Raw genomic sequence first — 23,141 nt, 5'->3', positions numbered from 1 at the left:
TAGTACCCCTAGGAAAAGAAATCAACCGAGATTCCGTAAGTAGTGGCGAGCGAAAGCGGAAGAGGCCAAACCGATTTACTTCGGTAAATCGGGGTTCGGACTGAATAATCTAGAACAAGAGTTAGCAGAATGAGCGGATGGAAAGCCGAGACCATAGAACGTAATAGTCGTGTAAGCGAAAACTCAAGTTCAGAGTCAGTATCCAGAGTAATGTAGGACACGAGGAATCCTGCAGGAAGACGGGGGGACCACCCTCCAAGCCTAAATACTCCATGGTGACCGATAGTGAATAGTACAGTGATGGAAAGGTGAAAAGAACCCCGGGAGGGGAGTGAAAGAGAACCTGAAACCCTGTGTTTACAAGCAGTCGGAGCACGTTAATGTGCAACGGCGTACTTTTTGTAGAACGGTCCGACGAGTTACGATTACTAGCAAGGTTAAGTAGTAGAGCTATGAAGCCGAAGGGAAACCGAGTATGAATAGTGCGAGTAGTTAGTAGTTGTAGACCCGAAACCAGGCGACCTATCCATGAGCAGCGTGAAGGTAAGGTAAAGCTTACTGGAGGCGCGAACCCGTATCTGTTGAAAAAGGTTGGGATGACTTGTGGATAGCGGAGAAATTCCAATCGAGCTTGGATATAGCTGGTTCTCCCCGAAATAGCTTTAGGGCTAGCCTTATTATAGAGTTTATAGGGGGTAGAGCACTGAATGGCAAAGGGCCCTTCCCAGGGTACCAATGCTTATCAAACTCCGAATACCTATAAATATGAATAGGAGTGAGACTATGACAGATAAGTGCCGTAGTCGAGAGGGAAACAACCCAGACCGTCAGCTAAGGTCCCAAAGTTACAGTTAAGTGGGAAAGGATGTGGATTTGCTAAGACAGCTAGGATGTTGGCTTAGAAGCAGCAACTCATTTAAAGAGTGCGTAATAGCTCACTAGTCGAGTGAGTCTGCGCCGAAAATTTAACGGGGCTAAACTGTACACCGAAGCTACGGATCGAAAGATGGTAGGGGAGCGTTCTGTAGGCCGTTGAAGCATGATCGAAAGGACATGTGGAGGTATCAGAAGTGAGAATGTCGGAATAAGTAGCGAGAGCAAAGTGAGAATCTTTGCCGTCGAAAATCTAAGGTTTCCTGGGCAAGGCTCGTCCTCCCAGGGTAAGTCGGGACCTAAGGCGAGGCCAAGAGGCGTAGTCGATGGACAGCAGGTTTAAATTCCTGCACTGCAATGTTGCGTTATTAGAGACGCAGGGACACGGAAGGATAAGATCGCAGACAGCTGGAATAGTCTGTGGAAAGCACGAAACGAAGGACTTAGTAAAGTACGGGTCCTAATAGGAGAGTGCCGAAGGAGGGAAAATAAGTACCGAAGGATCTGAATTCAACTGGCGAGAAAAGCTGCTATCAAGTAACAGTGCACCCGTACCGCAAACCGACACAGGTAGATGAGGAGAGAATCCTAAGACGATCGGGAGAATCATCGTTAAGGAACTAGGCAAATTAACCCCGTAAGTTAGCGATAAGGGGAGCCAGCTAGCGCTGGCCGCAGAGAAATGGCCCGAGCAACTGTTTAGCAAAAACACAGGTCTCCGCAAACACGAAAGTGGAAGTATGGGGGCTGACGCCTGCCCGGTGCTGGAAGGTCAAGGGGAAGTGTTAGAGAATACTCGAAGCACAGAACTTAAGCCCCAGTGAACGGCGGCCGTAACTATAACGGTCCTAAGGTAGCGAAATTCCTTGTCAGGTAAGTTCTGACCCGCATGAATGGCGTAATGATTTGGGCACTGTCTCAACGATGCACCCGGTGAAATTGTAGTACTTGTGAAGATGCAAGTTACCCGCGACTAGACGGAAAGACCCCATGGAGCTTTACTGTAGATTGCTACTGGGACTCGATATCGTATGTACAGAATAGGTGGGAGACAATGAAGTGTTGGCGTCAGTTGACATGGAGTCACAATGTGGAATACCACTCTTACGATGTTGGGTTTCTAACGATATCCCGTGATCCGGGAGTCGGACAATGGCAGTCGGGCAGTTTGACTGGGGCGGTCGCCTCCTAAAGAGTAACGGAGGCGTTCAAAGCTTACCTCAGTACGGTTGGAAATCGTACAAAGAGCATAAAGGTATAAGGTAGGTTAACTGCGAGACGTACAGGTCGAGCAGATACGAAAGTAGGACTTAGTGATCCCGCGGTAGAATGTGGAATTGCCGTGGCTCAACGGATAAAAGTTACCCTGGGGATAACAGGCTTATCTCCCCCAAGAGTTCACATCGACGGGGAGGTTTGGCACCTCGATGTCGGCTCGTCACATCCTGGGGCGGAAGCCCGTCCCAAGGGTTCGGCTGTTCGCCGATTAAAGTGGCACGCGAGCTGGGTTCAGAACGTCGTGAGACAGTTCGGTCCCTATCTGTCGTGGGCGTAGGAAATTTGAGAGGAGCTGTCCCTAGTACGAGAGGACCGGGATGGACGGACCAATGGTGTACCAGTTGTATTGCCAAATGCATAGCTGGGTAGCTAAGTCCGGACGGGATAAACGCTGAAAGCATCTAAGTGTGAAGCCTCCCTCAAGATGAGATTTCCCATCCCAAGTGGATTAAGACCCCTTGTAGACTACAAGGTAGATAGGTCAAGAGTGGAAGTGCAGTAATGTATGAAGCGGATTGATACTAATAGGTCGAGGACTTGACCACAAGGTTAAAGGAAGATCCAACTCAGAAAATCTAAGAGAAACACGAAGTTAATAAAGAAAATATTCTATGCAGTTTTGAGGGTACAGTCGAAAGACAACTCTTAACCATGCCGGTGAAGATGACACTGAGGCCACACCTGTTCCCATCCCGAACACAGAAGTTAAGCTCAGTTGTGCCGAAAGTACTTGTCTGGTGACGGACTGGGAGGATAGGTTTCGCCGGCTCCATTTTTTTTATTTAAATTTTTTGTCTTTTATTTATTTTCTATATGATATTTAATACTTTATTTATACCTGTACAGTAATACAAATATCTGTACTTGCTAGGTTTCTGTGTTATAATCTTTTTGATGTAATTTTTATGTAATACGCTTGTAAATTTTATTATTGTAAATTATAGAGTTTTATAAATACTTAATATATACTAGACATAAGAAAGATAATTTATTATGTATTTTACAGGCAATATTGACTACAGAAATTTAATAAGAATACATTTGTGTAATAAAAAAGTTTATTGTTTTATACGAGGGTGTAATGAACTCAAGAATATTAGTTGTAGATGATGAAAAATCTATTGTTGATGTAATTAAATCAAATTTAGAGCGTGAAGGTTATTTTATTGAAACTGCTGGTGACGGTAAAACAGCTTTGGATTTAGCTTTGAATAATAATTTTGATCTGATTATTCTAGATTGCATGCTTCCAGTTATGGATGGGTTTGATGTTTGTAAAAAAATTCGCCAAGAATCTCCAGTTCCAATAATCATGTTAACTGCCAAGTCTGAAGAAATTGATAAGGTTTTAGGACTTGAATTAGGTGCAGATGATTATATGACAAAACCCTTTAGTATGCGTGAATTACTAGCAAGGGTAAAAGCTCAAATTCGTCGCTCAAGTTATTTTGAGAATTCAAACGACTCAGCTAAGAACTCAAATGAAGTTACTGTAATCGGTGATATTAAGGTTGATAACGAGACTTTTGAAGTACACAGAGATGGCGAAAATGTTAATTTAACATTAAGAGAATTCCAACTGGTTGCATTTTTGGCTAATCATGCAGGTCAAGTGTTTACTAGGGAAGAATTATTACAAGAAGTTTGGGAATATGAATATTATGGTGATGTCAGAACGGTTGATGTTACTGTAAGACGTGCTAGAGAGAAACTAGAACCAGATACTAATGACTATAAGTATATAATTACTAAACGTGGTGTGGGTTACTATTTCAATAAGGATCTATAGAAGTATGACATCATTAAATGTATTACTATTGTTTAGCTCTAGAAAAGATTTTCTGCTAGCTCTATTATTTGTTTTCATAGTAACAGTTATAGTTATATCGATTAGCTATTTTTTCAATAAGAAGGTTATAAGCAATAAACAAGGTAAAACTGAAGAGACTATTTCTGAAGAAAGAAAACGTCTATTGAGTATATTTGAGGGTGCCGGTTTAGGAATTGTAGTGTACGGACCCAATGGTAATTTGCAAATGGCAGATTCTCAATTAACAAATTTACTAGGTATTGAAAAAACTCCTTTAACTTTCGAAGATTTTTTGAATGAATTTGGCTTAGAAAATGGTTTAAAAGCTACATATCTTTTAGGTAGCCAATTTGGTGAAAGTGATTTAATAGTCGGAGACAAAAATTTACATGTTCAATATTCTTTGATAAAAAAAGGAAATACTGATGAGAATTTCTGGACTATTTCGAAGAGCCAAGGAGCTGTAATATTTGTAAGAGATATTAGCGATGAAATTGAAGAAGATATTGAACGTAAAAAGTTTGTTGCAAATGTATCACATGAGCTAAAAACACCAATAACTGTTTTAAAAATTTATGCAGAAACATTATTAGATTGGGGATTGGTTGAGAAGTCTTCAGATGCAGTTCGAAAAGATGTAGAAAATATTTTAGAAAATGCATTGAGAATGGAATCTCTGGTAGAAGATTTATTGTTGCTATCTAAGATTGACTCTCGAGGAAGAACTTTACGAACAAGAGAATTAGATATTGTAAGCCTGCTTTCTACCATTGTTGAACAGTCCAGAGTACAAGCTGAAGAGAAAAATATTACTCTTGAATTTCATACAGTTTCTAAGATTCCGGCAGTTTTGGGAGATGAGAGTTCACTTGGGAGAGTTTTCTCAAATTTAATTACTAATGCAATTAAATATACTGATAAAGGTGGTCGAGTAGACATCTATATTAGTAGAGTTATTAATGATATTGTAATTAAGGTTAAAGATAATGGATTAGGTATTTCTGAGAAAGATCAGAAGAAGATTTTCGATAGATTCTACAGAGTCGATCAAACCGGTTCTAGAGAGTATGGAGGTACAGGTTTAGGCTTATCTATAGCTAAGGAGTTAGTTGAATTACACAAAGGTAAGCTATCTGTAAATAGCATTCTAACTTATGGCTCTGAGTTTGTTGTTTCCTTGCCAATTGCATCTAAAATTTACATGCAAGTTATTGATAACTTAGAGTTTGAAAAAGATAAAAATAGGACAGGTAGAGATACAGAAAGCTTAAATTATGCTGCGTATGAGTTTTTACTAGAGCGTGCTCACCAAATTGGAATAGCAAAAGAGTCTTTAGAAGATTTAAGCGATGAAGAAAAATTAATACTAGCAGAACCTTATATTAAGGAGAGAAAAGATTTTTCTCGCAAGAAGATAGATGTTGCAAAAAACAATAATGATACTAATCTGGAGACTAAGGTTGAAGTAGAGGCTATATCTACTGAAGAAAATACAAATTCTGGAAGTGAGGATCAGGATCTTTCTCAAAATAATAAGGCTCAAGAAGAAAATAATACTGATAATACAACAGAGCTAGATCAGAATGAATCTGAGGGAGCTCATGCAGCAGAAGATGATAAATATGCGATGGAATTAGACCCTGTTAAAGAAAATCAGGAAATTGAAGCAGATGAATATAAATCAGATCCTAATGAAAAAACAAGTGATATAGAAAGTCTAGGTCAATAATTTTATTTTATATATTAATATTAAGAAATATTACTTGGTTATTATGAGGTAATATTGTTTACAAAATTCAAATGGTGTCTAATGTAACTGCTTGAAAAAATTTTTTAAGTAATAATACTGAGACTGGTTTAGATAGTTCAAATTATTGCTATATTTTGATATTATAGATGGTGAATATACATAGAATATATTAAAAAACGGAGTTTAAATAAAGGAATAATAATATTATTAAAAAAATAAGAAAAAGTAATTAATACAAGTTATAAATATATTTTACTTTAGAGGAGATTAGAGTGGCTAGTTATATTGTAAAAGGTGGTAAAAAATTAAAAGGTGAGATTCCTGTAAGTGGATCAAAAAATGCAGCTTTAGGTATAGTTGCAGCAGCATGTGTACTAGATGGACCTTGTGTAATCGAAAATTTACCTAATATTTCTGACGTAAGAACTCAGTTAGAGTTATGTAGAAACTTAGGTGCAACAGTCGAAATTGATGAAAACGGAACAGTACATTTTGATGCTACTAAGATCAATACTTTTGAAGTAACAGATGAGAGAGCTAGAGATATCAGAGCATCCTATTACTTATTAGGAGCATTATTGGCAAGATATGGTAAAGCTAAGAATTATCTACCTGGTGGATGTGACTTTGGTACAAGACCAATTGACCTACACTTGAAAGGCTTCAATAACATGGGTGCCGTGAACAAATTAGAGCATGGTAAAATTGAGCTAACAACTGAAGATGGATTGATTGGCGAAAATATTTTCTTGGATAAAGTAAGTGTTGGTGCCACTATGAATATAATGATTGCAGCTTCAAAAGCAAAAGGTAGAACAACTATTGAAAATGCTGCAAGAGAGCCACATATTGTTGACGTAGCTAACTTCTTAAACTCCATGGGTGCTGATATTAAAGGTGCGGGAACTGACGTGATAAGAATTAATGGTAAAGAGAAGTTGCCTGCAGGTCACACATATACAATTATTCCAGATCAAATTGAGGCAGGTACATACATGATCGCAGGTGCTATTACTCGTGGTGATGTTACAGTTACTAACCTTATTCCAAAACATATGGAACCACTTACTGCTAAGTTGGATGAGATGAACGTTAATTTGGATATTCAAGAAGATTCAATTAGAGTTTGGGTGGATGAGGATAAAGAGCTAGAAGCAACTTCAATCAGAACCATGGTTTATCCAGGATTTCCAACAGACCTACAACCACAAGCAGTAGCTTTAATGACTACTTTATCAGGACAAAGCAGAATGTATGAAGATGTTTGGGCCAATAGATTCCAATATATTGATGATCTTAAGAAAATGGGAGCAGACATCACTATTTCAGATAATTTAGCTTTGATTGATGGTCCAAGTAAACTAACTAGTGCTAAAGTTGAAGCTAGAGATCTTAGAGCTGGTGCAGCTATGATTTTAGCTGGATTGGCTGCAGATGGTTCTACTGAAGTACATAATGTTTCTTCTTTACAAAGAGGATACGAACGCTTAATTGATAAGTTAAGAGGTATTGGTGCAGAAATTGAATTAGTTGGTTTGGACGAAGATTAGAAAGTAAGTTGTTTAGTGAATTTAAATACGAGAGCTTGCACTCTATATAGTGGAAGCTCAGGAAATTCAATATTTATTGGCAAAGAAAAATCAGGGATTTTAGTTGATATTGGTGTATCTTGTAAACGCCTAGAAGAGAACCTTAGAAGACAGAAAATTAGTCCTTATGTAATTAAAGGGATTTTGATAACCCACGAACATAGTGATCATATTGCTGGAATTTCTGTTTTTGCAAGAAAGTACAAAATTCCAGTATATGCCAATGAACTTACCATTCGTAAGGCCAAGACTTTAATGAAAAGTTCTGAACTTATTGATTTTAGAAGAATTAATATTGGAGAAGCTTTTGAAGTTGATAAGTTTACTTGTAAAGCAATTCAAGTTTCTCATGATGCGATTTCTCCAGTAGCATATAAAGTTGATACTGGAGATTCTATTATTTCAGTAGTAACTGATACAGGTATATTGTCAGAGTATATGATCAAAGAACTTGTGGGTAGCGACCTCATTTTTCTAGAGGCAAATTATGATGTAGATATGCTCTGGAATGGACCTTACACCTGGCCACTAAAGAAAAGAGTGAGCTCACATTATGGTCACCTTTCTAATGAACAGTCTGCTATTGCTGCAAGTGAGTTAATAAAATCCGGAACGAGAAGAATTGTTTTAATTCACTTAAGTAAAAATAATAATATACCTAACTTAGCTTATGATTATATAAATTCATATTTATTTGACTTAGGTTTAGTAAATGGAAAAGATTATTCTTTAACAATAGCACCACGATACGAACCCAGTTTGTGGCAAATGTTTTAAATGTAGATAAAAAAATATTAATTGCTTGCCAAATGGCCTAAAATGCATTAATATCAATAGTTCTAGATTGACAGGACTCAAAACCCTGTGATATAATTTAGTCCGCCTGCGAGACAGGCTTTATTTTTTATGAGTAAAATTAACTTTGGAGGTATAAACAATGGCAAAGACAGGTACAGCAGAAATTATTACTTTAGCTTGTGATCAATGCAAACGTAGAAATTATACAACTAGAAAAAATAAGAGAATTCATCCAGATCGTTTAGAAATGAATAAGCATTGTGCTTTCTGCCGTAAACATACTCTTCATAAAGAAACTAAGTAATTAAGGAATAGTTTCGAGGAAAGGAGCTTAGTATGGCTAAGAAAGATAAAAATCAAAACGAAAATGGTTTTTTTGCTAAAATTAAAAATTTCTTTAAATCATTAACTGGTGAAATTAAGAAAGTTATCTGGCCTGATAAACCAACAGTTGCAAAAACAACTGTAACAGTAATTGTCATTGTGCTGTTGGTTACTTTATTAGTATTTATTGTTGATTCTATAATGGTATCTTTGTTAGGTTTATTAGGTTTCAATACAGCTCAAACAAATCAAACATTACCTAGTTCAAGTACAACAGTTGTTGAGCAAAATGAAGATAATAAGTCAGAAGAGACTTCAATGAATACGACAGAAGCGAAAGAGACTACTTCTGAATCTGAGAAATCTTAATTTGAGGAGAGGTGAAACAGATGTTATTAGATATGAATTTAATGAACGATAATGAAGATTTTACTGAAACAAGTGAAGAACTTGTTGCTGATGCTGTTTCACAATCAGAAGAAAATCAAGAGAATGAACTTACAGAGGCAAGTGAAGCTGAAAATCTTGATGGAAATTCAGAAGATACTGAGTCTGAAGAATCTGAAAATGAAACAGAAGATGTAATTAGTACAGCGGCAATGCATGATGAATATGATCCAGATCAACCTCGTTGGTATGTAATTCATACATATTCAGGTTATGAAAATAAAGTTAAGAGAACATTACAGCAAATTGTTGAAAATAGAGATTTGCATAACTTTATTTTTGAAATTGAGGTTCCTGAAGAGGAAGTCGTTGAAATTAAAGAAGGTAAGAAGAAAACTTTAAACAGAAAAATTTTCCCTGGATACGTTCTGATTAAGATGCGCATGAATGATGATATCTGGTATATTGTACGAAATGTACAAGGTGTTACAGGTTTCGTCGGACCAAATTCAAAACCAGTTCCATTAAGAGATGATGAACTAGCAATGATGGGTGTTGAGACAGATTGGGTACCTGATGTAGATTACGAAGTAGGTGACTCAGTTAAGATTATCAATGGTCCTCTTGAAAGTTTCATTGGATTGGTTGAAGAAGTTAACTACGAGAAGAAAAAAGTTCTACTATCAGTTTCAATGTTTGGACGTGAGACACCAGTAGAATTAGATTTTACACAGGTTATGAGTTTGTAGTTAACGGATATAAATTAGTAAGCAATGTAAATTATTTACATTAATAAAGCTTAAAATCTTGCAAAGCAAGATAAAAAATGAGAAGCAATTCTCAAAAAAATTGGGAGGTGGCAGAATGGCCAAGAAAGTTAAAAATATTGTCAAATTGCAAATTCCTGCAGGACAAGCTTCAGCAGCTCCACCGGTTGGACCAGTTTTAGGACAAAACGGTATCTCAATACCACAATTTATAAAGGAGTTTAATGATAAGACAGCTAAACAAGTACCAGGTATGTTAACACCTGTTGTTATTACTGTTTATACTGATGCTTCATATACCTTTATAACTAAAACTCCACCGGTTCCAACATTGTTGAAGAAAGCCTTGAATTTGCAAAAAGGATCAGGTAATCCTAAAACAGAAAAGGTATCAACAATTACACGTGCACAATTACGTGAAATAGCTGAAACCAAAATGGTAGATACAAATGCAGCTAGCATTGAAGCAGCAATGAACTTAGTTGCAGGTACAGCTAGAAGCATGGGAATTAAAGTAGAAGAAGAGGAGTAATAATATGGCTAAAAAAGGTAAAAGATACCAAGCAGCTTTAGAACTCCTAACTCAAGATAGTTACGATGCTTCAGAAGCTTTTGATTTGGTAAAAAAGACAGCAACAAGTAAGTTTGATGAAACTATTGAAGTACACGTTAAACTAGGTGTTGACTCAAGACACGCAGATCAACAAGTTCGTGGAACAGTAGTATTGCCACACGGTACAGGTAAAGATGTAAAAATCTTAGTATTTGCTCAAGGTGCTCAAGCTGATGCAGCTAAAGCAGCTGGTGCAGACTTCGTTGGTGGTGATGATCTAGCTGAAAAAATTCAAAAAGAAAACTGGTTTGACTTCGATGTTATAGTAGCAACACCAGATATGATGGGTGTAGTTGGTAGATTAGGACGTGTATTAGGTCCTAAAGGTTTAATGCCAAACCCTAAAGCAGGTACAGTTACAGCTGACGTTGAGACAGCAGTTCAAGAACTAAAAGCAGGTAAAGTTGAATTCCGTTTGGACAAAACAAATATCTTGCATACAGTTATTGGTAAAGCTTCTTTCTCAGCAGAGCAATTAGAAGAAAACTTCAACGCTCTAAAAGATGCAGTAGTACGTGCTAAACCAGCAGGAGCAAAAGGACAATATATTAAATCAGTATATGTTTGCTCAGCAATGGGACCATCATTACTATTAAATAACTAATTAGGTTAAGTATTCAATAATTACTTGACAAAATAAAAATAATAAAAGATAATACTCAAGTGCCCGAGACAGTAGGAGCGAAAGCATAACTTATTCCTACCGAGGTAAGTATCGAAACTAACTGTATAGCCAGAGAATTTTAAATTCATGTGCTGTTGATTTTGATTCTATCCTCATGTCCTATGGGCATGAGGATTTTTTAATAATATAAGGAGGTAAAAATGGCTAGTGATAAAATTCTAAAAGTTAAAGAAGCTCAAGTAGCAGAATTAGCAGAAGAAATTAAGAATGCTCAAACTGTTGTTTTAGCAGAGTATCTAGGTTTAACTGTTGCTCAAGATACAGAATTACGTGGTAAATTACGTGAAGCTGGTGTTACTTATAGAGTTGTAAAAAACAATATAGGTAGAAGAGCAGTTGAAGAAGCAGGTTTGCCTGAATTAGCTGATTCATTTGTTGGACCAACAGCTATTGCATATAGTGATGACGTTGTAGCTCCAGCAAAAGTTTTAAACGATTTTAGTAAATCAGTAGAACTTTACTCACTAAAAGCAGGTGCAAGCGATGGTGCTGTACTAAGTCTAAGTGAGTTGAGCGCATTAGCAAACGTACCAGCAGTAGAAGAATTACATGCACGCTTAGCAAGAGGTATTGCATGGCCATTCACACGCTTGGCAATGTTAAGTAAAGCTCTTTCTGAAAAAATTACAGAACAAGGAGCTGAAACAGCAGCTGATGTAGTAGAAGTAAAAGCTGATACAGCTGATGTTGAAGAAAAGGTAGAAGCTACAGAAGAAAAAGTAGAAGCTGAAGCAGAAACTACTGAAGAAGCAGTAGAGGCTACTGAAGAAAATAAAGAAGAAAAAGAATCTGCAGATGCAGAAGAAACAGCAGAAGATAACGCTGAATAATTTTAGGAGGAATATAAAATGGCAAGTGAAAAAATTACAAGTATTTTAGATTCTATTAAAGAATTAAACGTAATTGAACTAAACGAATTAGTTGAAACAATCGAAGAAGAATTTGGTGTTTCAGCAGCAGCAGTTGCAGTAGCAGCTCCAGGAGCAGCAGGTGGTGCAGCAGCAGAAGAACAAACAGAATTTACTGTAACAATGACAGACTTTGGTGACTCTAAGATTAAAGTTATTAAAGTTGTTCGTGAAATTACAGGCTTGGGTCTAAAAGAAGCTAAGGAATTAGTTGATGGAGTACCAAGCGTAATTAAAGAAGATGTAGAAAAAGAAGAAGCTGAAGACATCAAGGCAAAACTTGAAGAAGTAGGCGCTAAAGTTGAAATTAAGTAATTAATTTTTACTCTTTTATAAGCATTTAATTGGTTAAAAATATTTACCAGAATATAGTAAAATTTTTAGAAAAAGCGTTTGACAAGTTATAACAGTATTGGTAATATATATCGGCACTGTTCAAACGGCAGCGGATTCTGAAGTTAACTGCTGGTAGATATGGCGGTATAGCTCAGTGGCTAGAGCATTCGGTTCATACCCGAAGTGTCGTTGGTTCAAATCCAATTACCGCTACCAAATTTGGCCCGTTGGTCAAGAGGTTAAGACATCACCCTTTCACGGTGGAGTCACGGGTTCGATTCCCGTACGGGTCACCAACATTAACTTTAAAGTTAATAATTGATAATTGTAGAATAATGTAGTATAATTTTTCTACAATCTGCGGGATTAACTCAATTGGTAGAGTGTCACCTTGCCATGGTGAAAGCTGAGGGTTCGAGTCCCTTATCCCGCTCCAAAGAGTCGGAGCAGCTAGCTTCGACTCTTTTATTTTAAATGATTATTTTGGCACCGTAGCCAAGTGGTAAGGCAGAGGTCTGCAAAACCTTTATGCGTCGGTTCAAATCCGATCGGTGCCTCCAATATAACCCATAACCTTGATGGTTATGGGTTTTTCTTTTACTATATTATTATCTTATTATTTCAGAACAAGTAAATTTGGAGGGCATTATATGTGGTTGAAACTCGACTTGGATGGTATTAATTTTCAGTTGGAGATTACCAATTATACTCAACTTGAAGATAGAAGTGACTACCCTGAAGACTGGTGTAATGTTTCTATGAATTACCAATCAGGCGAATGGTTAGATTATGTAGTGGATAGACAACAATTACTTTTGTCAGATGAGGTTGATGATTTGCAATCTGCTTTATCAAGATTTTTAAATGATGAATTTATGAATGCAGCAGTATTAGGATTTGCAGAGCCAGATATAGAATTTATTTTGTACCCAAAAAGAGATGTAAGAGATGATCCTAACCTTTTATATATTAGCCCGGAAGCAGATCCTATACAAGATATTATAATGGATTTGAGAGTAAGCTTTTGGAATGGGGGTCTGACAGCTAATTATTTATCTTTATGCATGGACCGAGAAGATATAGAGATGCTTCATAAATATTTAATGCTTGTTACTGAGAAAATAGATGTGGATAGTGAGGATATACAGAAAATGATATCTAGGAGGTATTTGTTTATTTGAAAAAATTAGGGGGCAAAAAGAATATTTACTATTCTTTTTTGTTCTCTTCTTTTTTTGTGTTATAATTCTGTAAGAAATTAATTTCAAGGAGAAGTGTAATAGTGAATAAATAAGCAATATGGAGATTTTTTTAGTACTGTTGATTACCCGTTTGGGTTAGTTTTTTGTATGCCATATTGTGAAATTTATTATTTCATTTCTGTTTTAAATGTTTTAATGTCTGCTTTTTATTATGAAGAATCTAACTAGCAGTTTTATTTCTGTTATGGCATACATCCTTGTATATGAACATATGGAGGGTTTATGTTACAAATTAAAAATTTAACAATAATTTTGCGTGAAGATAATAGAGTTTTGTTTGAGGATTTTTCTTTAAATATTGGAGAAGGGGATAAACTTGCTTTGATTGGTGAAGAAGGTAATGGTAAATCAATACTTCTCAAAACTATTGCAAGGCCTGAGGAGGTAGAGGAGTTTTGTGCTATAAGGGGAGAGGTTTCAAGCAACAATGAGATTATTGGATATTTACCACAGACTCTTGCTGATGAGTATTATGAAACTTCGACCTTGGATTATCTGCATAGCACGATCGATACCACCTACTTCGATTACAACTTGTTTTATAGATTGTTAAGTGAAATATCATTGGACGAAAGTCTAATAGCCAGCGAAGTGCTGTTAGGTACTTTATCGGGTGGAGAGAAAATTAAATTTCTGCTCTTAGTAGAAATGCTAAAACAACCAACACTTTTGCTCTTAGATGAACCTAGTAATGACTTGGATCTTGAGTCTGTGCAGTGGTTGGAAAGATTTATGCAAGAGCTTGATATACCCTTAATATTTGTGTCACATGATAATGAATTACTAAGTAATGTTGCAAACCGTATTGTTCATTTGGAGTTGATCTACAGACGGACTCAGGTTAAGCATACTATTGTTAACAGCAGATATAATGACTATGTTAATAACAGAGATATTTTTATTGAGAATGAGACAAAAAGAGCTAATAAGGAACAAGAAGAGTTTTCTAAGAAGCAAGAAAGGTTTAGAAGATTGCATGACTCAGTGCAGCATGCTTTAAGAGGCACAAAAAATGATATAGAGGGCAAAAATTTAAAAGATAAAATGCGTTCGGTTAAGTCTATGGAAAGAAATATGAGTAAAGAACAAAGTAGACTTACCAAAGTTCCTGACTATGAAGAAGCTATAGATATAAAGTTTGATGATGAGATCATTGTTCCAAATGGAAAGGTTATTCTAGATATTTCTTTACCAGAGTTGCGAGCAGGTAAAAAAGTTTTAGCAAGAAATATAAATTTAGAAATTATAGGTCCAGAAAAATTATGTATTATAGGGAAAAATGGAGCCGGAAAATCTACATTACTTAAGACCTTGATTGATAAACTAAGAAACTTGAATTTGAAGGTGGGTTATATGCCACAAAACTACGAAGAACTTATAGACTATGATAGCAACGCTATTGATTTTTTGGCTTCAAATGGTACCAAGTCTGAACATACAGAAATATCGACTATTTTAGGTAGTCTTAAGTTTAAACGAGAGGATATGTTGCGTGAAATTGGTAAATTATCTGGTGGTCAAAAAGCGAAAGTGTTTTTTACAAAAATGATTATGGATAAAGCCGAAGTTCTAGTTCTTGATGAACCTACGAGAAATCTTTCACCATTATCACAACCAGAGATTATCGAGGCCTTGAGTAATTATAGTGGTTGTATTATTGCAGTTTCACATGACAGACGGTTTATAAATGAGGTGTTTTCGAAAGTCTACGAATTAGATGCAGATGGATTGCATAGGGTAAGATAGGCAATGAAATATTAAAACAAAAAACTATATTCATTTAGTAATTTAGAGGAGTATAATAACGACGAAATAATTGCTATAATAGGATAGGATTCAATAGGGAATGAATTTTGCAATAAGATTATTGCAGATGTTTAAAGAGAAGAGAGAAAAGAAATAGAAAAGAGGAAACACAATGTATCAAGATAAGAAATTAGAAGAATTAATGAATAAACTAAAGGGTGGGGTAATCATGGACGTTACTACACCAGAACAAGCTAAAATAGCAGAAGAAGCAGGTGCTGCTGCTGTTATGGCACTAGAACGTATTCCAGCTGATATTAGAGCTGCAGGTGGAGTCTCAAGAATGAGTGATCCAAAGATGATCAAAGAGATCCAAGATGCTGTTAGCATTCCTGTAATGGCTAAATGCCGTATTGGTCATTTTATTGAGGCAAGACTACTAGAAGCGATCAATATTGATTTTATTGATGAAAGTGAAGTCCTTTCTCCTGCAGATAATATTTATCACATTGACAAAAAGAAATTTAATACACCATTTGTTTGTGGTGCAAGAAACTTGGGAGAAGCTTTGCGTCGTATCAACGAGGGTGCTGCAATGATTAGAACTAAGGGTGAAGCTGGTACAGGTGACGTAGTTCAAGCGGTAAGTCATATGCGTATGATCAACAGCGATATTGCTAGAATTGCAGCTGCACGTGAAGATGAGCTTTACAATGAGGCAAAAGAACTAGGTGTACCTTATGAATTGCTTAAATATGTTCATGACCACAAGAGATTGCCAGTACTTAACTTCTCAGCAGGTGGTGTAGCTACTCCAGCTGATGCTTGCTTAATGGTTCATCTTGGAGCAGAAGGTGTGTTCGTTGGTTCAGGTATCTTCAAGTCAGGTAATCCTGTTAAACGTGCGAAAGCAATTGTTGAAACAGTTAAAAATCCATTTGACTTCGATAAGATCGCTGCATTATCTGAAGATTTAGGTGAAGCTATGGTTGGCTTAAATGAAGATGAGATTGAGGTCTTGATGGCAAACAGAGGTATATAGTTAATACTCAACTTACAAACATATTAGACATAAATTTAGCCTGAATAATATAAATTATTCAGGCTTTTTATTTGTTTTAGAGATGCAGTTGATTTAACTATATTATAGTTTAACTAAGAGATAAATCCAAAGAATGCATTTAATTGAACTATAACTATTAATAATAAAACTGGTGGAGCAATATATCTAATACAGAATCTGTAGAGGTTTTTGCTCTTGAACTTACTTCCTTGAGCATATTCATCATCTAAAGATGTTGGGTAAAACCAGCCAAGCATAATTGCTAAACATAAGCCACCTAAAGGCATTAAAATTCCCTCGGCTAGAAGATCAAAAAAGTCTAACCAAGTAGATAATCCAAATGGATGATGTAAGTTTGAATTACCTAATGCATCATATGAAATCAAACTAGATCCTAATACAGTTGCAAGGTAAACCAATGCAGAAACTAATTTACGGTTAGGCTTTTTGCCACGAGCTACTTGTGCATCTAGAATTGAGGATAAGAAACCTTCTGTCATAGCTATTGATGAAGTCAAAGCAGCAAATAATACAAGTAGATAGAAAATGCTAGCAAATAGTGGGCCAGTAGTTCCCATGTCATTAAAAACAGCTTGCAAGGATACAAATAATAAACCAGGACCGGCTTGTGGCTCTAGTCCAAAAGCGAAAACTGCAGGCATGACAGCTAAGGCAGCAAATATAGAAATTATGGCGTCAGATAATGTTATTATAGCCGCATTTTTCTCAATATTGCTATTTTTGCTTAAGTAAGATCCATAAGCAATTATCGCTCCTGATGATAATGACAAAGAGAAGAACATTTGACTTCCAGCTGCGGCAAAAACTTCTAAGAAACCTAGGCCTTCAAATTTTGAAACGTCAGGTTTGAATATAAATTTTAAACCTTCTCCGGCACCTTCTAAAGTACAGGCACGAATTACAATTATTATTAACATAATAGTTAGTGTAGGCATTGCAAAATTTGAGAACTTCTCAATACCACCAGATACACCCAGGGAAACTATAATTAATGTAACTGCAAGGAAAATCCAAGCATAAATCATTGGTTCTGTTCCGGCAGATATGAACTCTTCAAAAAAAGCTCCAGTATGAGTAACAGCTATTTTTGAGGAACCAGCTGAGAATAAGTTTTTTAAATTTGCTATTAGATATTTAAGAATATAACCACCAAAAACAACATAAAAACATAATAGTAGGAAAGGAGCGATTACATTAAACCAACCAACAAATTTAAATTTTGGAGAAAAAGTTTTGTATGCTTGGATTGCACCTTTTTCACTTTTCCTACCCAAGGCAATTTCTCCCATCATCAATGGAAGACCCACGGTGAAAACAAGTAGTAGATAAACTATAAGAAAGGTGAACCCCCCGTTCATTCCCATTTTATAAGGGAATCCCCATATATTACCTAAACCAACTGCCGAACCTATTGATGCCATCAGAAATCCAAAGTTGGATGAAAATTTGTCTTTGTTTTCGTTCATATTTCCTCCTAAAAAGCAGATACGTTGTACTGCTTCTAAATGCTTCCAACAAGTGTAGCATAATATGAATTTTAATGTTCATGATTTATTAATATTTTCGTTGAGAACAGTAGTAAGGATGCAAATTAACTCCATCTGAAAATCTATGACTATTTGATATTTGATATACTTAAATTTGAGTAAATAAATATATTGGAGTATATGTAATGAACAATTATAAAGGCCCTCAGGTAAATTATAAAACCAAGCACAAACCACAAAAACATAATAATTTTAATAATCAAAGCAAAATAGTGTCAGTAATAATTATTGCATTAGCTTTTCTAATTCCAACTGTAAGTAGTTTATTCAATAACAGAGCCAACACTAGCAAGTTAGACAGCAATAATTTAGAGAAAGTTCAGGTAGTCAAGCATGTGGATGGAGATACTGTGCATGTCAAATTTGCTGACGGTAGGATTGAGAAACTGAGAATTATTGGAGTTGATGCTCCTGAATTGGCAAGTGAGTTTAGAGAAGCTGAATTTTACGCTGAAGAAGCAAGTGAATATTTGCATGATTTAATTTATGGAAAAACAGTCTATCTAGAGAAAGATGTTTCAGACAGAGATCAATACAACAGATTGTTGAGATATGTTTGGTTGGAATCAGCAGTAGATAATGTTGACTTCGATAATATTACAAAAACTGATTTAGCCAATCATATGGTAAATGCAAAATTGCTAGCAGATGGTTATGCAAAATTGGTTACCTTCCCGCCAGATGTCAAATATCATAAGTTTTTAAGAGATTTTAATAAAGAAGCTAGAGAAGAAGATTTGGGCCTGTGGAGTAAAAGGAATTAGTAAAATACAATTTCATGAAATGTATAAAGGATTAATAAATAATTTCTCCACAAAATATCCATAAGTGTTTTTTATAATAAGGGTGTAATTTCTATCTATGCTTTTTGAGATTGAGTTTGGAGTGTGTAAATGGAATTAAAGACTAGTGATAAAAAAACAATTCTTCTATTAGAAGATGAAGAGCAAATAAGAGAGGTAGTTGCTGAGTACCTGATGCTTGCAGGGTATGAAGTTGTAGAGGCTAGTAATGCAGAAGAATCATTTGATATTATCGATGATACTTCAATAGATTTAGCAATACTAGACATCATGTTACCTGGAGTTTCTGGCATGGAAGTTTTGCAGTATATCAAAAATAATAGAGCCTCAGTACCTGTGATTATGTTATCTGCCTTGAACGATGAACAAAGTCAGTTGCAAGCTTTTAATTATTATGCAGATGATTACGTCAGTAAACCATTTTCACCAATTCTTCTGCTTAAAAGAATTGAAACTATTTTAAGAAGAGTTAGTTCTGACGAAAGTGTTAAATCAGAGGGTTTAGTACTAGAAAATGAAGAGTATTAAGCTTACTATAATGGTGAAAATTTAAACTTAACGCTAACTGAGTACCAAATTCTAGAATTATTAATGGGTAGGTCATCAAAAGTATTTTCTCGAGAAGAAATTATTACTTATGTTTATCAAGGCGATTATTTCGGAAGTGACAGAGTTATAGATTCACATATTAAAAACTTGCGCAAAAAATTACCAATCAATTGTATTAAAACCATAACGGGTGCAGGTTATCAGTACAAAGAATAATGAATTTAGGCATGAAATATGAATAAAAGAGAGGTTCAAACTAATGAATTTATCAAGGAAAACATTTATATATACTCTTTCACTGGCAGCATTAATAATAGTATTTATAGTTTTGTATTTGATAATATTTTTACCATCTTTGTACGTGGAATATTCTTATGAAAGACAGGCCAATTTGCTTACCCAAAGGCATATGGAGTTTTTAGAGAATAATGAATATGATAGTGATAACGCAAAGGCAAATTCCTCCGTATTTACGACAACTATTAGCATTGATGAAAAAGACTTAGATAAAATATATTATTATAATTTGAACTTTTCTGGGGTTCTTGAACTTAAGGATGAGAGACTAAAAGAAATAGTTGCTAAAATTACTCCTAACCTAAAAAAAATAGCTAAAGCTGAAGATGTTAGTACTTGGGATGAACTCGAGGATATTAATATACAAGATTTTATTGATGAGTCAGAAACTAAATTATTTAAAATTAATAGTTTTAAATTTCAACCACTAAACATTGATAAAGATAGTACACAGTATAATTTTGTTAGATTATCAAATGATACAAGTTTAAATTCAGCGAGAACCAAAATTGACGGAAATGACTATGCCAATAATTTAGTAGTAACTTATAGAAATAATAAGATTATAGTAACTGCATATTCAGCAGTAGCAGGGTCTATAGATGAGATAGTTCCAATTATACTTATGAATATTCCGGTCATTATTGCAGTAATACTGGTAATTATTATTTTATCTACATTGTGGTTCTCTAATCGAATAGTTAAACCTATAGAGAAGATCACCAGTCACACTAATGAGATGATTAATATGCCTCTTGATAAAGCTGGTTCTATAATGCCTCTACCTCTAAAGACTAATGATGAATTTGAAATACTAGCTAATGATATCGATGAATTATATTTAAGGTTAAGTGAGCAATATGAGAGGCTTAAACAGGATATGAAAAGTAGAGAAGTATTCTTGCAGGCAAGTTCTCATCAGCTTAAGACTCCTATTACTGTTTCATTGCTTTTGATAGAAGGCATGATCGGCGATATTGGTAAATATAAAGATCACTCAATTTACCTACCAAAAGTAAAGAATGAATTAATTAATATGAGATTTATTATCGATGAACTTCTAGATATGAATCAAGATTTATTGAGTGTAGATATTTCTAACAAAGAAGAAATTGATATGCGAGCTTTGGTGGAGAATTTAATAGATAGATGGTTCAGTGTTATCGACAAACGTGAGCTACATATTGAATTTTCTGGAAATGCAAGTATTACAAGCAATTTAAATTATATTCAGAAAATAACTGAGAATATAATTGAAAATGCAATCAAATATGCCCAAGAAGGTAGCACAATATTAATTGAATTAGATTCACACAAATTAGAGCTACAAAACAAAACTGAAGTTGCTAATGAAGAAATTTTTAACCATATATTTGAACCATTTGTAAGTAGTGGCAGCTCGGGAAATGGATTAGGTCTTTATTTTTCTAATTATTATGCGAAAATTATGGGATATTCTTTGGATGTTTTTTTAGAGGATAATATTGTAACCAGTAGAATTAATTTTTCATAATGTTTTCATATATTTATTATCATAAGCGTCTTTTTTAGATAAATATCTCCTAAAAAACACATCTTCTACATAAAATATCCACATAAGCTATTTAAGATTAAATTATAAAAGTTATAGGAGGACAGAATGCTTAAGATTAATAATTTAAAAGTTAAGTATGGCGATTTACTAGCGTTAGATATTGATCAAGAACTATATATTGAAGATGCGGATAAGATAGGCATTATTGGAAGCAATGGCGCAGGGAAGAGTACTTTAATTAAAGCTATTCTTGATTTAGTTAATTATTCCGGCAATATTAGTTTCAGAGATTCTAAAGATAATATATCTGTTCATATGCAAGATAATAACTATTCTGAAAACGTAAATGTTGCTGAAATCATCGAATTAGTAACAGGTAGCGATTGGAAGTCAGATGAGAAACTTAAAGAACTAGTTGAGTTTTTCTCTTTCCAAGATTCTTTGAAGAAAAAATTCAAACATCTATCCGGAGGTCAAAAACAAAGATTGACTCTTATTCTAGTGCTATATCAAGAAACAAGTTTGGTTCTCTTTGATGAAGTGACTTCTGGATTAGATTATGAGACTCGTCAGGATCTAGTTGAGTTGTTGATGCGATGGTACGAAGACAAAGGAACAACTATTTGCTATGTAACTCATTATTATGAGGAATTAGAACTCCTGGCAGACAAAATTCTTTTATTAGACCATGGTAAACTTATTTGTTTCGGTGACAAAGTAGAACTTTTTGAAAAATATTGTGGATATAACGCCTTCATTATTAATACACAAAATTATATTCCGGAGCTAGATGTATTCAAAAAACTTTATTCTCCAGAACATATTACGGCCTTCAGAGCTGATAATGAGGAAGAGTCTACTGTAATAAGCCAAGTTCTGATAGAGAAAAATATAAATTTCAAGAAAACAAATAATGATATTGAGTTAATGAGCTTCAACGCCATTCGTCAATATAAGCAAAATAACGGGAGCTTGAATTATGAAAAATGATAAATTATCACGTCTGATTAAATATGAATTTAAAAACTTACTAGGGTCATGGTACATACCAATGCTAGGTGTAGTATTTCCTATATTTTTAGCTTTAGTTATTGGTAATCAGGTGATCAGCGAAGTAAAATCAATGTCTAATTTTATTGATCCTAAAGAAGTTTCAACAGGAATAAGTTTAGGATTTCTTCAAGTAATTCCAATGGCATCTATATTTATGGGACATAGTGCCTTATATTCTCAAGAGTTAGAAAACAAAATACTTCTCAGATTAAAATTATTTTCTTTTAAACAGAAGGAAATCTTAATTAGTAAAATGCTATCTCAACTTGGATTTTTACTACTTGCATTTATAATTTACTTTATAGCGACTTATGTTGGCTTGGGGTGGGAAGTTTATAGTTTAGCTGGGACACTTAAATTTTTTGCTTTAGTTTTAATTGAGTGTGCAATTCTTTTCACAATGGCTCATGCCATAGCCAATATATTTAAAAAATTTGGAGTCACTTATGCAATTACAATGGTTTTGTACTTCTTTATGTTGTTCTTTAGCGGAATGATGGGCTTATCAGTAGATAAGTTCCCAAGTCAAATACGTTGGATTTCTAAGTTACTACCGTTTACATATTTCGCAAATGAAGACATTTTGAAATTATGGAAAAATACATCTTATAACTATATTCCACTTATTCAATCGCTAATATTTATGGGAAGTATATCGGTATTATTGCTAGTATTAGGAAATTACTTGAATAAGAATAGAAAACAGAATGTGAAGATGCGTTAAAGTTTCTTAACTAAAACTTAATTAATAATGTTACATGGATATCATAAGTTTAACAAAACTTCGTTAGTATAAACATAAGTATCTTTAATATAAAGATAGGAAAGAGAGGAAATATTATGTTAATTAATATTTTGGCATGGATTATAGTTGGTGGTGTAGCAGGATGGCTAGCAAGTTTAGTCATGAATAGAGATGGCGGTTATGGTCTAGTAGGTAACGTAGTAATCGGTATTATTGGTAGTTTCATCGGTGGTTATGTACTAAGATTCTTCGGACAAAGTGACCCTAACGCATTTAGTATTCTAGGTATTTTAACTGCTGCCCTAGGTGCAGTTATTCTGCTAGTAATTTTAGGATTGATACGAAAATTGATTAAATAAAGTCATTATTGAGTATTAAATTAATCTTGAAATAAGAAAAGTGC

General features: G+C 34.7%; 21 protein-coding genes, 4 tRNA genes, 2 rRNA genes, 1 pseudogene and 1 other annotated feature (1 of these 29 only partly in view). Of the genes and pseudogenes, 27 read left to right on the top strand and 1 reads right to left on the bottom strand.

Translation table 11 applies throughout. From position 1 onward, the window contains the following. The 20 genes from C5Q98_RS04995 to pdxS all read left to right on the top strand — a co-directional run. A 23S ribosomal RNA gene (locus tag C5Q98_RS04995) occupies positions 1 to 2,696 on the top strand; it begins 205 nt to the left of the window's first position. A 108-nt stretch (positions 2,697 to 2,804) separates the two neighbouring features. Then, positions 2,805 to 2,920: ribosomal RNA gene (rrf, locus tag C5Q98_RS04990) — 5S ribosomal RNA — on the top strand. A gap of 312 nt (positions 2,921 to 3,232) precedes the next feature. Continuing rightward, positions 3,233 to 3,940: a response regulator transcription factor gene (locus tag C5Q98_RS04985; protein ID WP_106012562.1), complete on the top strand. Its 708-nt coding sequence runs from the start codon at positions 3,233 to 3,235 to the stop codon at positions 3,938 to 3,940. Positions 3,941 to 3,944: 4 nt separating this feature from the next. Further along, complete coding sequence (locus tag C5Q98_RS04980; RefSeq protein WP_106012561.1) at positions 3,945 to 5,690, top strand: sensor histidine kinase; 1,746 nt, start codon at positions 3,945 to 3,947, stop codon at positions 5,688 to 5,690. A 293-nt stretch (positions 5,691 to 5,983) separates the two neighbouring features. After that, on the top strand, positions 5,984 to 7,261 hold the full coding sequence (gene murA, locus C5Q98_RS04975) for a UDP-N-acetylglucosamine 1-carboxyvinyltransferase (RefSeq protein WP_106012560.1): 1,278 nt from the start codon (positions 5,984 to 5,986) through the stop codon (positions 7,259 to 7,261). Between the two features lie 15 nt (positions 7,262 to 7,276). Next, positions 7,277 to 8,077 carry an MBL fold metallo-hydrolase gene (locus C5Q98_RS04970; protein ID WP_106012559.1) on the top strand — a complete coding sequence of 267 codons (801 nt, stop codon included), beginning with the start codon at positions 7,277 to 7,279 and terminating at the stop codon, positions 8,075 to 8,077. A gap of 160 nt (positions 8,078 to 8,237) precedes the next feature. Then, positions 8,238 to 8,402, top strand: a complete 165-nt coding sequence (gene rpmG / locus C5Q98_RS04965) for a 50S ribosomal protein L33 (RefSeq protein ID WP_106012558.1) — start codon at positions 8,238 to 8,240, stop codon at positions 8,400 to 8,402. Between the two features lie 32 nt (positions 8,403 to 8,434). Next, on the top strand, positions 8,435 to 8,791 hold the full coding sequence (secE, locus tag C5Q98_RS04960) for a preprotein translocase subunit SecE (RefSeq protein WP_106012557.1): 357 nt from the start codon (positions 8,435 to 8,437) through the stop codon (positions 8,789 to 8,791). A gap of 230 nt (positions 8,792 to 9,021) precedes the next feature. Next, entirely contained in the window at positions 9,022 to 9,558 is a 537-nt protein-coding gene (gene nusG / locus C5Q98_RS04955; RefSeq protein WP_106013082.1) for a transcription termination/antitermination protein NusG, read from the top strand. Positions 9,559 to 9,673: 115 nt separating this feature from the next. Then, a complete protein-coding gene (gene rplK / locus C5Q98_RS04950; RefSeq protein WP_106012556.1) occupies positions 9,674 to 10,108 on the top strand; it encodes a 50S ribosomal protein L11 in 435 nt (144 codons plus the stop codon). A 4-nt stretch (positions 10,109 to 10,112) separates the two neighbouring features. Further along, entirely contained in the window at positions 10,113 to 10,793 is a 681-nt protein-coding gene (rplA, locus tag C5Q98_RS04945) for a 50S ribosomal protein L1 (RefSeq protein WP_106012555.1), read from the top strand. A 44-nt stretch (positions 10,794 to 10,837) separates the two neighbouring features. Continuing rightward, positions 10,838 to 11,003, top strand: a sequence feature (ribosomal protein L10 leader region). Positions 11,004 to 11,014: 11 nt separating this feature from the next. Continuing rightward, positions 11,015 to 11,704 carry a 50S ribosomal protein L10 gene (gene rplJ / locus C5Q98_RS04940; protein WP_158695714.1) on the top strand — a complete coding sequence of 230 codons (690 nt, stop codon included), beginning with the start codon at positions 11,015 to 11,017 and terminating at the stop codon, positions 11,702 to 11,704. 18 nt (positions 11,705 to 11,722) lie between these two features. After that, positions 11,723 to 12,097, top strand: coding sequence for a 50S ribosomal protein L7/L12 (gene rplL / locus C5Q98_RS04935; protein ID WP_106012554.1), 375 nt, complete (start codon positions 11,723 to 11,725; stop codon positions 12,095 to 12,097). Positions 12,098 to 12,258: 161 nt separating this feature from the next. Beyond that, a tRNA-Met gene (locus C5Q98_RS04930) sits at positions 12,259 to 12,334 on the top strand. 5 nt (positions 12,335 to 12,339) lie between these two features. Continuing rightward, positions 12,340 to 12,414 (top strand) — tRNA-Glu (locus tag C5Q98_RS04925). 64 nt (positions 12,415 to 12,478) lie between these two features. Beyond that, positions 12,479 to 12,554, top strand: a tRNA-Gly gene (locus C5Q98_RS04920). Positions 12,555 to 12,603: 49 nt separating this feature from the next. Next, a tRNA-Cys gene (locus tag C5Q98_RS04915) sits at positions 12,604 to 12,678 on the top strand. A gap of 90 nt (positions 12,679 to 12,768) precedes the next feature. Then, the gene (locus tag C5Q98_RS04910) at positions 12,769 to 13,299 is read left to right on the top strand and encodes a WapI family immunity protein (RefSeq protein WP_106012553.1); all 531 of its coding nucleotides are present in this window, start codon (positions 12,769 to 12,771) and stop codon (positions 13,297 to 13,299) included. 303 nt (positions 13,300 to 13,602) lie between these two features. Beyond that, positions 13,603 to 15,126: an ATP-binding cassette domain-containing protein gene (locus tag C5Q98_RS04905; protein WP_106012552.1), complete on the top strand. Its 1,524-nt coding sequence runs from the start codon at positions 13,603 to 13,605 to the stop codon at positions 15,124 to 15,126. Positions 15,127 to 15,298: 172 nt separating this feature from the next. Continuing rightward, the gene (gene pdxS, locus C5Q98_RS04900) at positions 15,299 to 16,168 is read left to right on the top strand and encodes a pyridoxal 5'-phosphate synthase lyase subunit PdxS (RefSeq protein WP_106012551.1); all 870 of its coding nucleotides are present in this window, start codon (positions 15,299 to 15,301) and stop codon (positions 16,166 to 16,168) included. A gap of 113 nt (positions 16,169 to 16,281) precedes the next feature. Here the strand turns inward: pdxS and C5Q98_RS04895 are convergent, their stop codons facing one another. Beyond that, on the bottom strand, positions 16,282 to 17,676 hold the full coding sequence (locus C5Q98_RS04895) for a sodium-dependent transporter (RefSeq protein WP_106012550.1): 1,395 nt from the start codon (positions 17,674 to 17,676) through the stop codon (positions 16,282 to 16,284). Positions 17,677 to 17,882: 206 nt separating this feature from the next. Here C5Q98_RS04895 and C5Q98_RS04890 point away from each other — a divergent pair, with 206 nt between their 5' ends. From C5Q98_RS04890 to C5Q98_RS04865, 7 genes and pseudogenes are all read left to right on the top strand, one after another. Next, positions 17,883 to 18,521, top strand: coding sequence for a thermonuclease family protein (locus tag C5Q98_RS04890; protein WP_106012549.1), 639 nt, complete (start codon positions 17,883 to 17,885; stop codon positions 18,519 to 18,521). A gap of 129 nt (positions 18,522 to 18,650) precedes the next feature. Then, positions 18,651 to 19,088, top strand: a complete 438-nt coding sequence (locus tag C5Q98_RS07820; RefSeq protein ID WP_242967349.1) for a response regulator transcription factor — start codon at positions 18,651 to 18,653, stop codon at positions 19,086 to 19,088. Positions 19,089 to 19,112: 24 nt separating this feature from the next. Beyond that, a pseudogene (locus C5Q98_RS07815) lies at positions 19,113 to 19,325 on the top strand (winged helix-turn-helix domain-containing protein); the annotation flags it as partial. 43 nt (positions 19,326 to 19,368) lie between these two features. Then, on the top strand, positions 19,369 to 20,919 hold the full coding sequence (locus C5Q98_RS04880; RefSeq protein ID WP_106012548.1) for a sensor histidine kinase: 1,551 nt from the start codon (positions 19,369 to 19,371) through the stop codon (positions 20,917 to 20,919). 126 nt (positions 20,920 to 21,045) lie between these two features. Then, positions 21,046 to 21,930, top strand: a complete 885-nt coding sequence (locus C5Q98_RS04875) for an ATP-binding cassette domain-containing protein (RefSeq protein WP_106012547.1) — start codon at positions 21,046 to 21,048, stop codon at positions 21,928 to 21,930. After that, positions 21,920 to 22,717 carry an ABC transporter permease gene (locus C5Q98_RS04870; RefSeq protein ID WP_106012546.1) on the top strand — a complete coding sequence of 266 codons (798 nt, stop codon included), beginning with the start codon at positions 21,920 to 21,922 and terminating at the stop codon, positions 22,715 to 22,717. Before C5Q98_RS04875 ends, C5Q98_RS04870 begins: the two co-directional genes overlap by 11 nt. A 116-nt stretch (positions 22,718 to 22,833) precedes the next feature. Next, complete coding sequence (locus tag C5Q98_RS04865; RefSeq protein WP_106012545.1) at positions 22,834 to 23,097, top strand: GlsB/YeaQ/YmgE family stress response membrane protein; 264 nt, start codon at positions 22,834 to 22,836, stop codon at positions 23,095 to 23,097. Positions 23,098 to 23,141 lie beyond the last annotated feature (44 nt).

Origin of the sequence: Fastidiosipila sanguinis (assembly GCF_002998295.1) — a bacterium.
GTDB lineage: Bacteria > Bacillota > Clostridia > Saccharofermentanales > Fastidiosipilaceae > Fastidiosipila > Fastidiosipila sanguinis.
Note: the sequence above shows the minus strand (reverse complement) of the source record. Positions and strands in the feature narration are given on the sequence as shown.

What these genes read in the sequence shown, in the direction of transcription:
- C5Q98_RS04880 (WP_106012548.1), top strand. Translation starts at nt 19,369, where the DNA reads ATGAATTTATCAAGGAAAACATTTATATATACTCTTTCACTGGCAGCA.
- rplL (WP_106012554.1), top strand. Translation starts at nt 11,723, where the DNA reads ATGGCAAGTGAAAAAATTACAAGTATTTTAGATTCTATTAAAGAATTA.
- C5Q98_RS04875 (WP_106012547.1), top strand. Translation starts at nt 21,046, where the DNA reads ATGCTTAAGATTAATAATTTAAAAGTTAAGTATGGCGATTTACTAGCG.
- rplK (WP_106012556.1), top strand. Translation starts at nt 9,674, where the DNA reads ATGGCCAAGAAAGTTAAAAATATTGTCAAATTGCAAATTCCTGCAGGA.
- C5Q98_RS04865 (WP_106012545.1), top strand. Translation starts at nt 22,834, where the DNA reads ATGTTAATTAATATTTTGGCATGGATTATAGTTGGTGGTGTAGCAGGA.
- secE (WP_106012557.1), top strand. Translation starts at nt 8,435, where the DNA reads ATGGCTAAGAAAGATAAAAATCAAAACGAAAATGGTTTTTTTGCTAAA.
- C5Q98_RS04890 (WP_106012549.1), top strand. Translation starts at nt 17,883, where the DNA reads ATGAACAATTATAAAGGCCCTCAGGTAAATTATAAAACCAAGCACAAA.
- C5Q98_RS04910 (WP_106012553.1), top strand. Translation starts at nt 12,769, where the DNA reads ATGTGGTTGAAACTCGACTTGGATGGTATTAATTTTCAGTTGGAGATT.
- rplA (WP_106012555.1), top strand. Translation starts at nt 10,113, where the DNA reads ATGGCTAAAAAAGGTAAAAGATACCAAGCAGCTTTAGAACTCCTAACT.
- C5Q98_RS04980 (WP_106012561.1), top strand. Translation starts at nt 3,945, where the DNA reads ATGACATCATTAAATGTATTACTATTGTTTAGCTCTAGAAAAGATTTT.
- rplJ (WP_158695714.1), top strand. Translation starts at nt 11,015, where the DNA reads ATGGCTAGTGATAAAATTCTAAAAGTTAAAGAAGCTCAAGTAGCAGAA.
- C5Q98_RS07820 (WP_242967349.1), top strand. Translation starts at nt 18,651, where the DNA reads ATGGAATTAAAGACTAGTGATAAAAAAACAATTCTTCTATTAGAAGAT.
- C5Q98_RS04985 (WP_106012562.1), top strand. Translation starts at nt 3,233, where the DNA reads ATGAACTCAAGAATATTAGTTGTAGATGATGAAAAATCTATTGTTGAT.
- rpmG (WP_106012558.1), top strand. Translation starts at nt 8,238, where the DNA reads ATGGCAAAGACAGGTACAGCAGAAATTATTACTTTAGCTTGTGATCAA.
- pdxS (WP_106012551.1), top strand. Translation starts at nt 15,299, where the DNA reads ATGTATCAAGATAAGAAATTAGAAGAATTAATGAATAAACTAAAGGGT.
- C5Q98_RS04870 (WP_106012546.1), top strand. Translation starts at nt 21,920, where the DNA reads ATGAAAAATGATAAATTATCACGTCTGATTAAATATGAATTTAAAAAC.
- nusG (WP_106013082.1), top strand. Translation starts at nt 9,022, where the DNA reads ATGCATGATGAATATGATCCAGATCAACCTCGTTGGTATGTAATTCAT.
- C5Q98_RS04905 (WP_106012552.1), top strand. Translation starts at nt 13,603, where the DNA reads ATGTTACAAATTAAAAATTTAACAATAATTTTGCGTGAAGATAATAGA.
- C5Q98_RS04895 (WP_106012550.1), bottom strand. Translation starts at nt 17,676, where the DNA reads ATGAACGAAAACAAAGACAAATTTTCATCCAACTTTGGATTTCTGATG.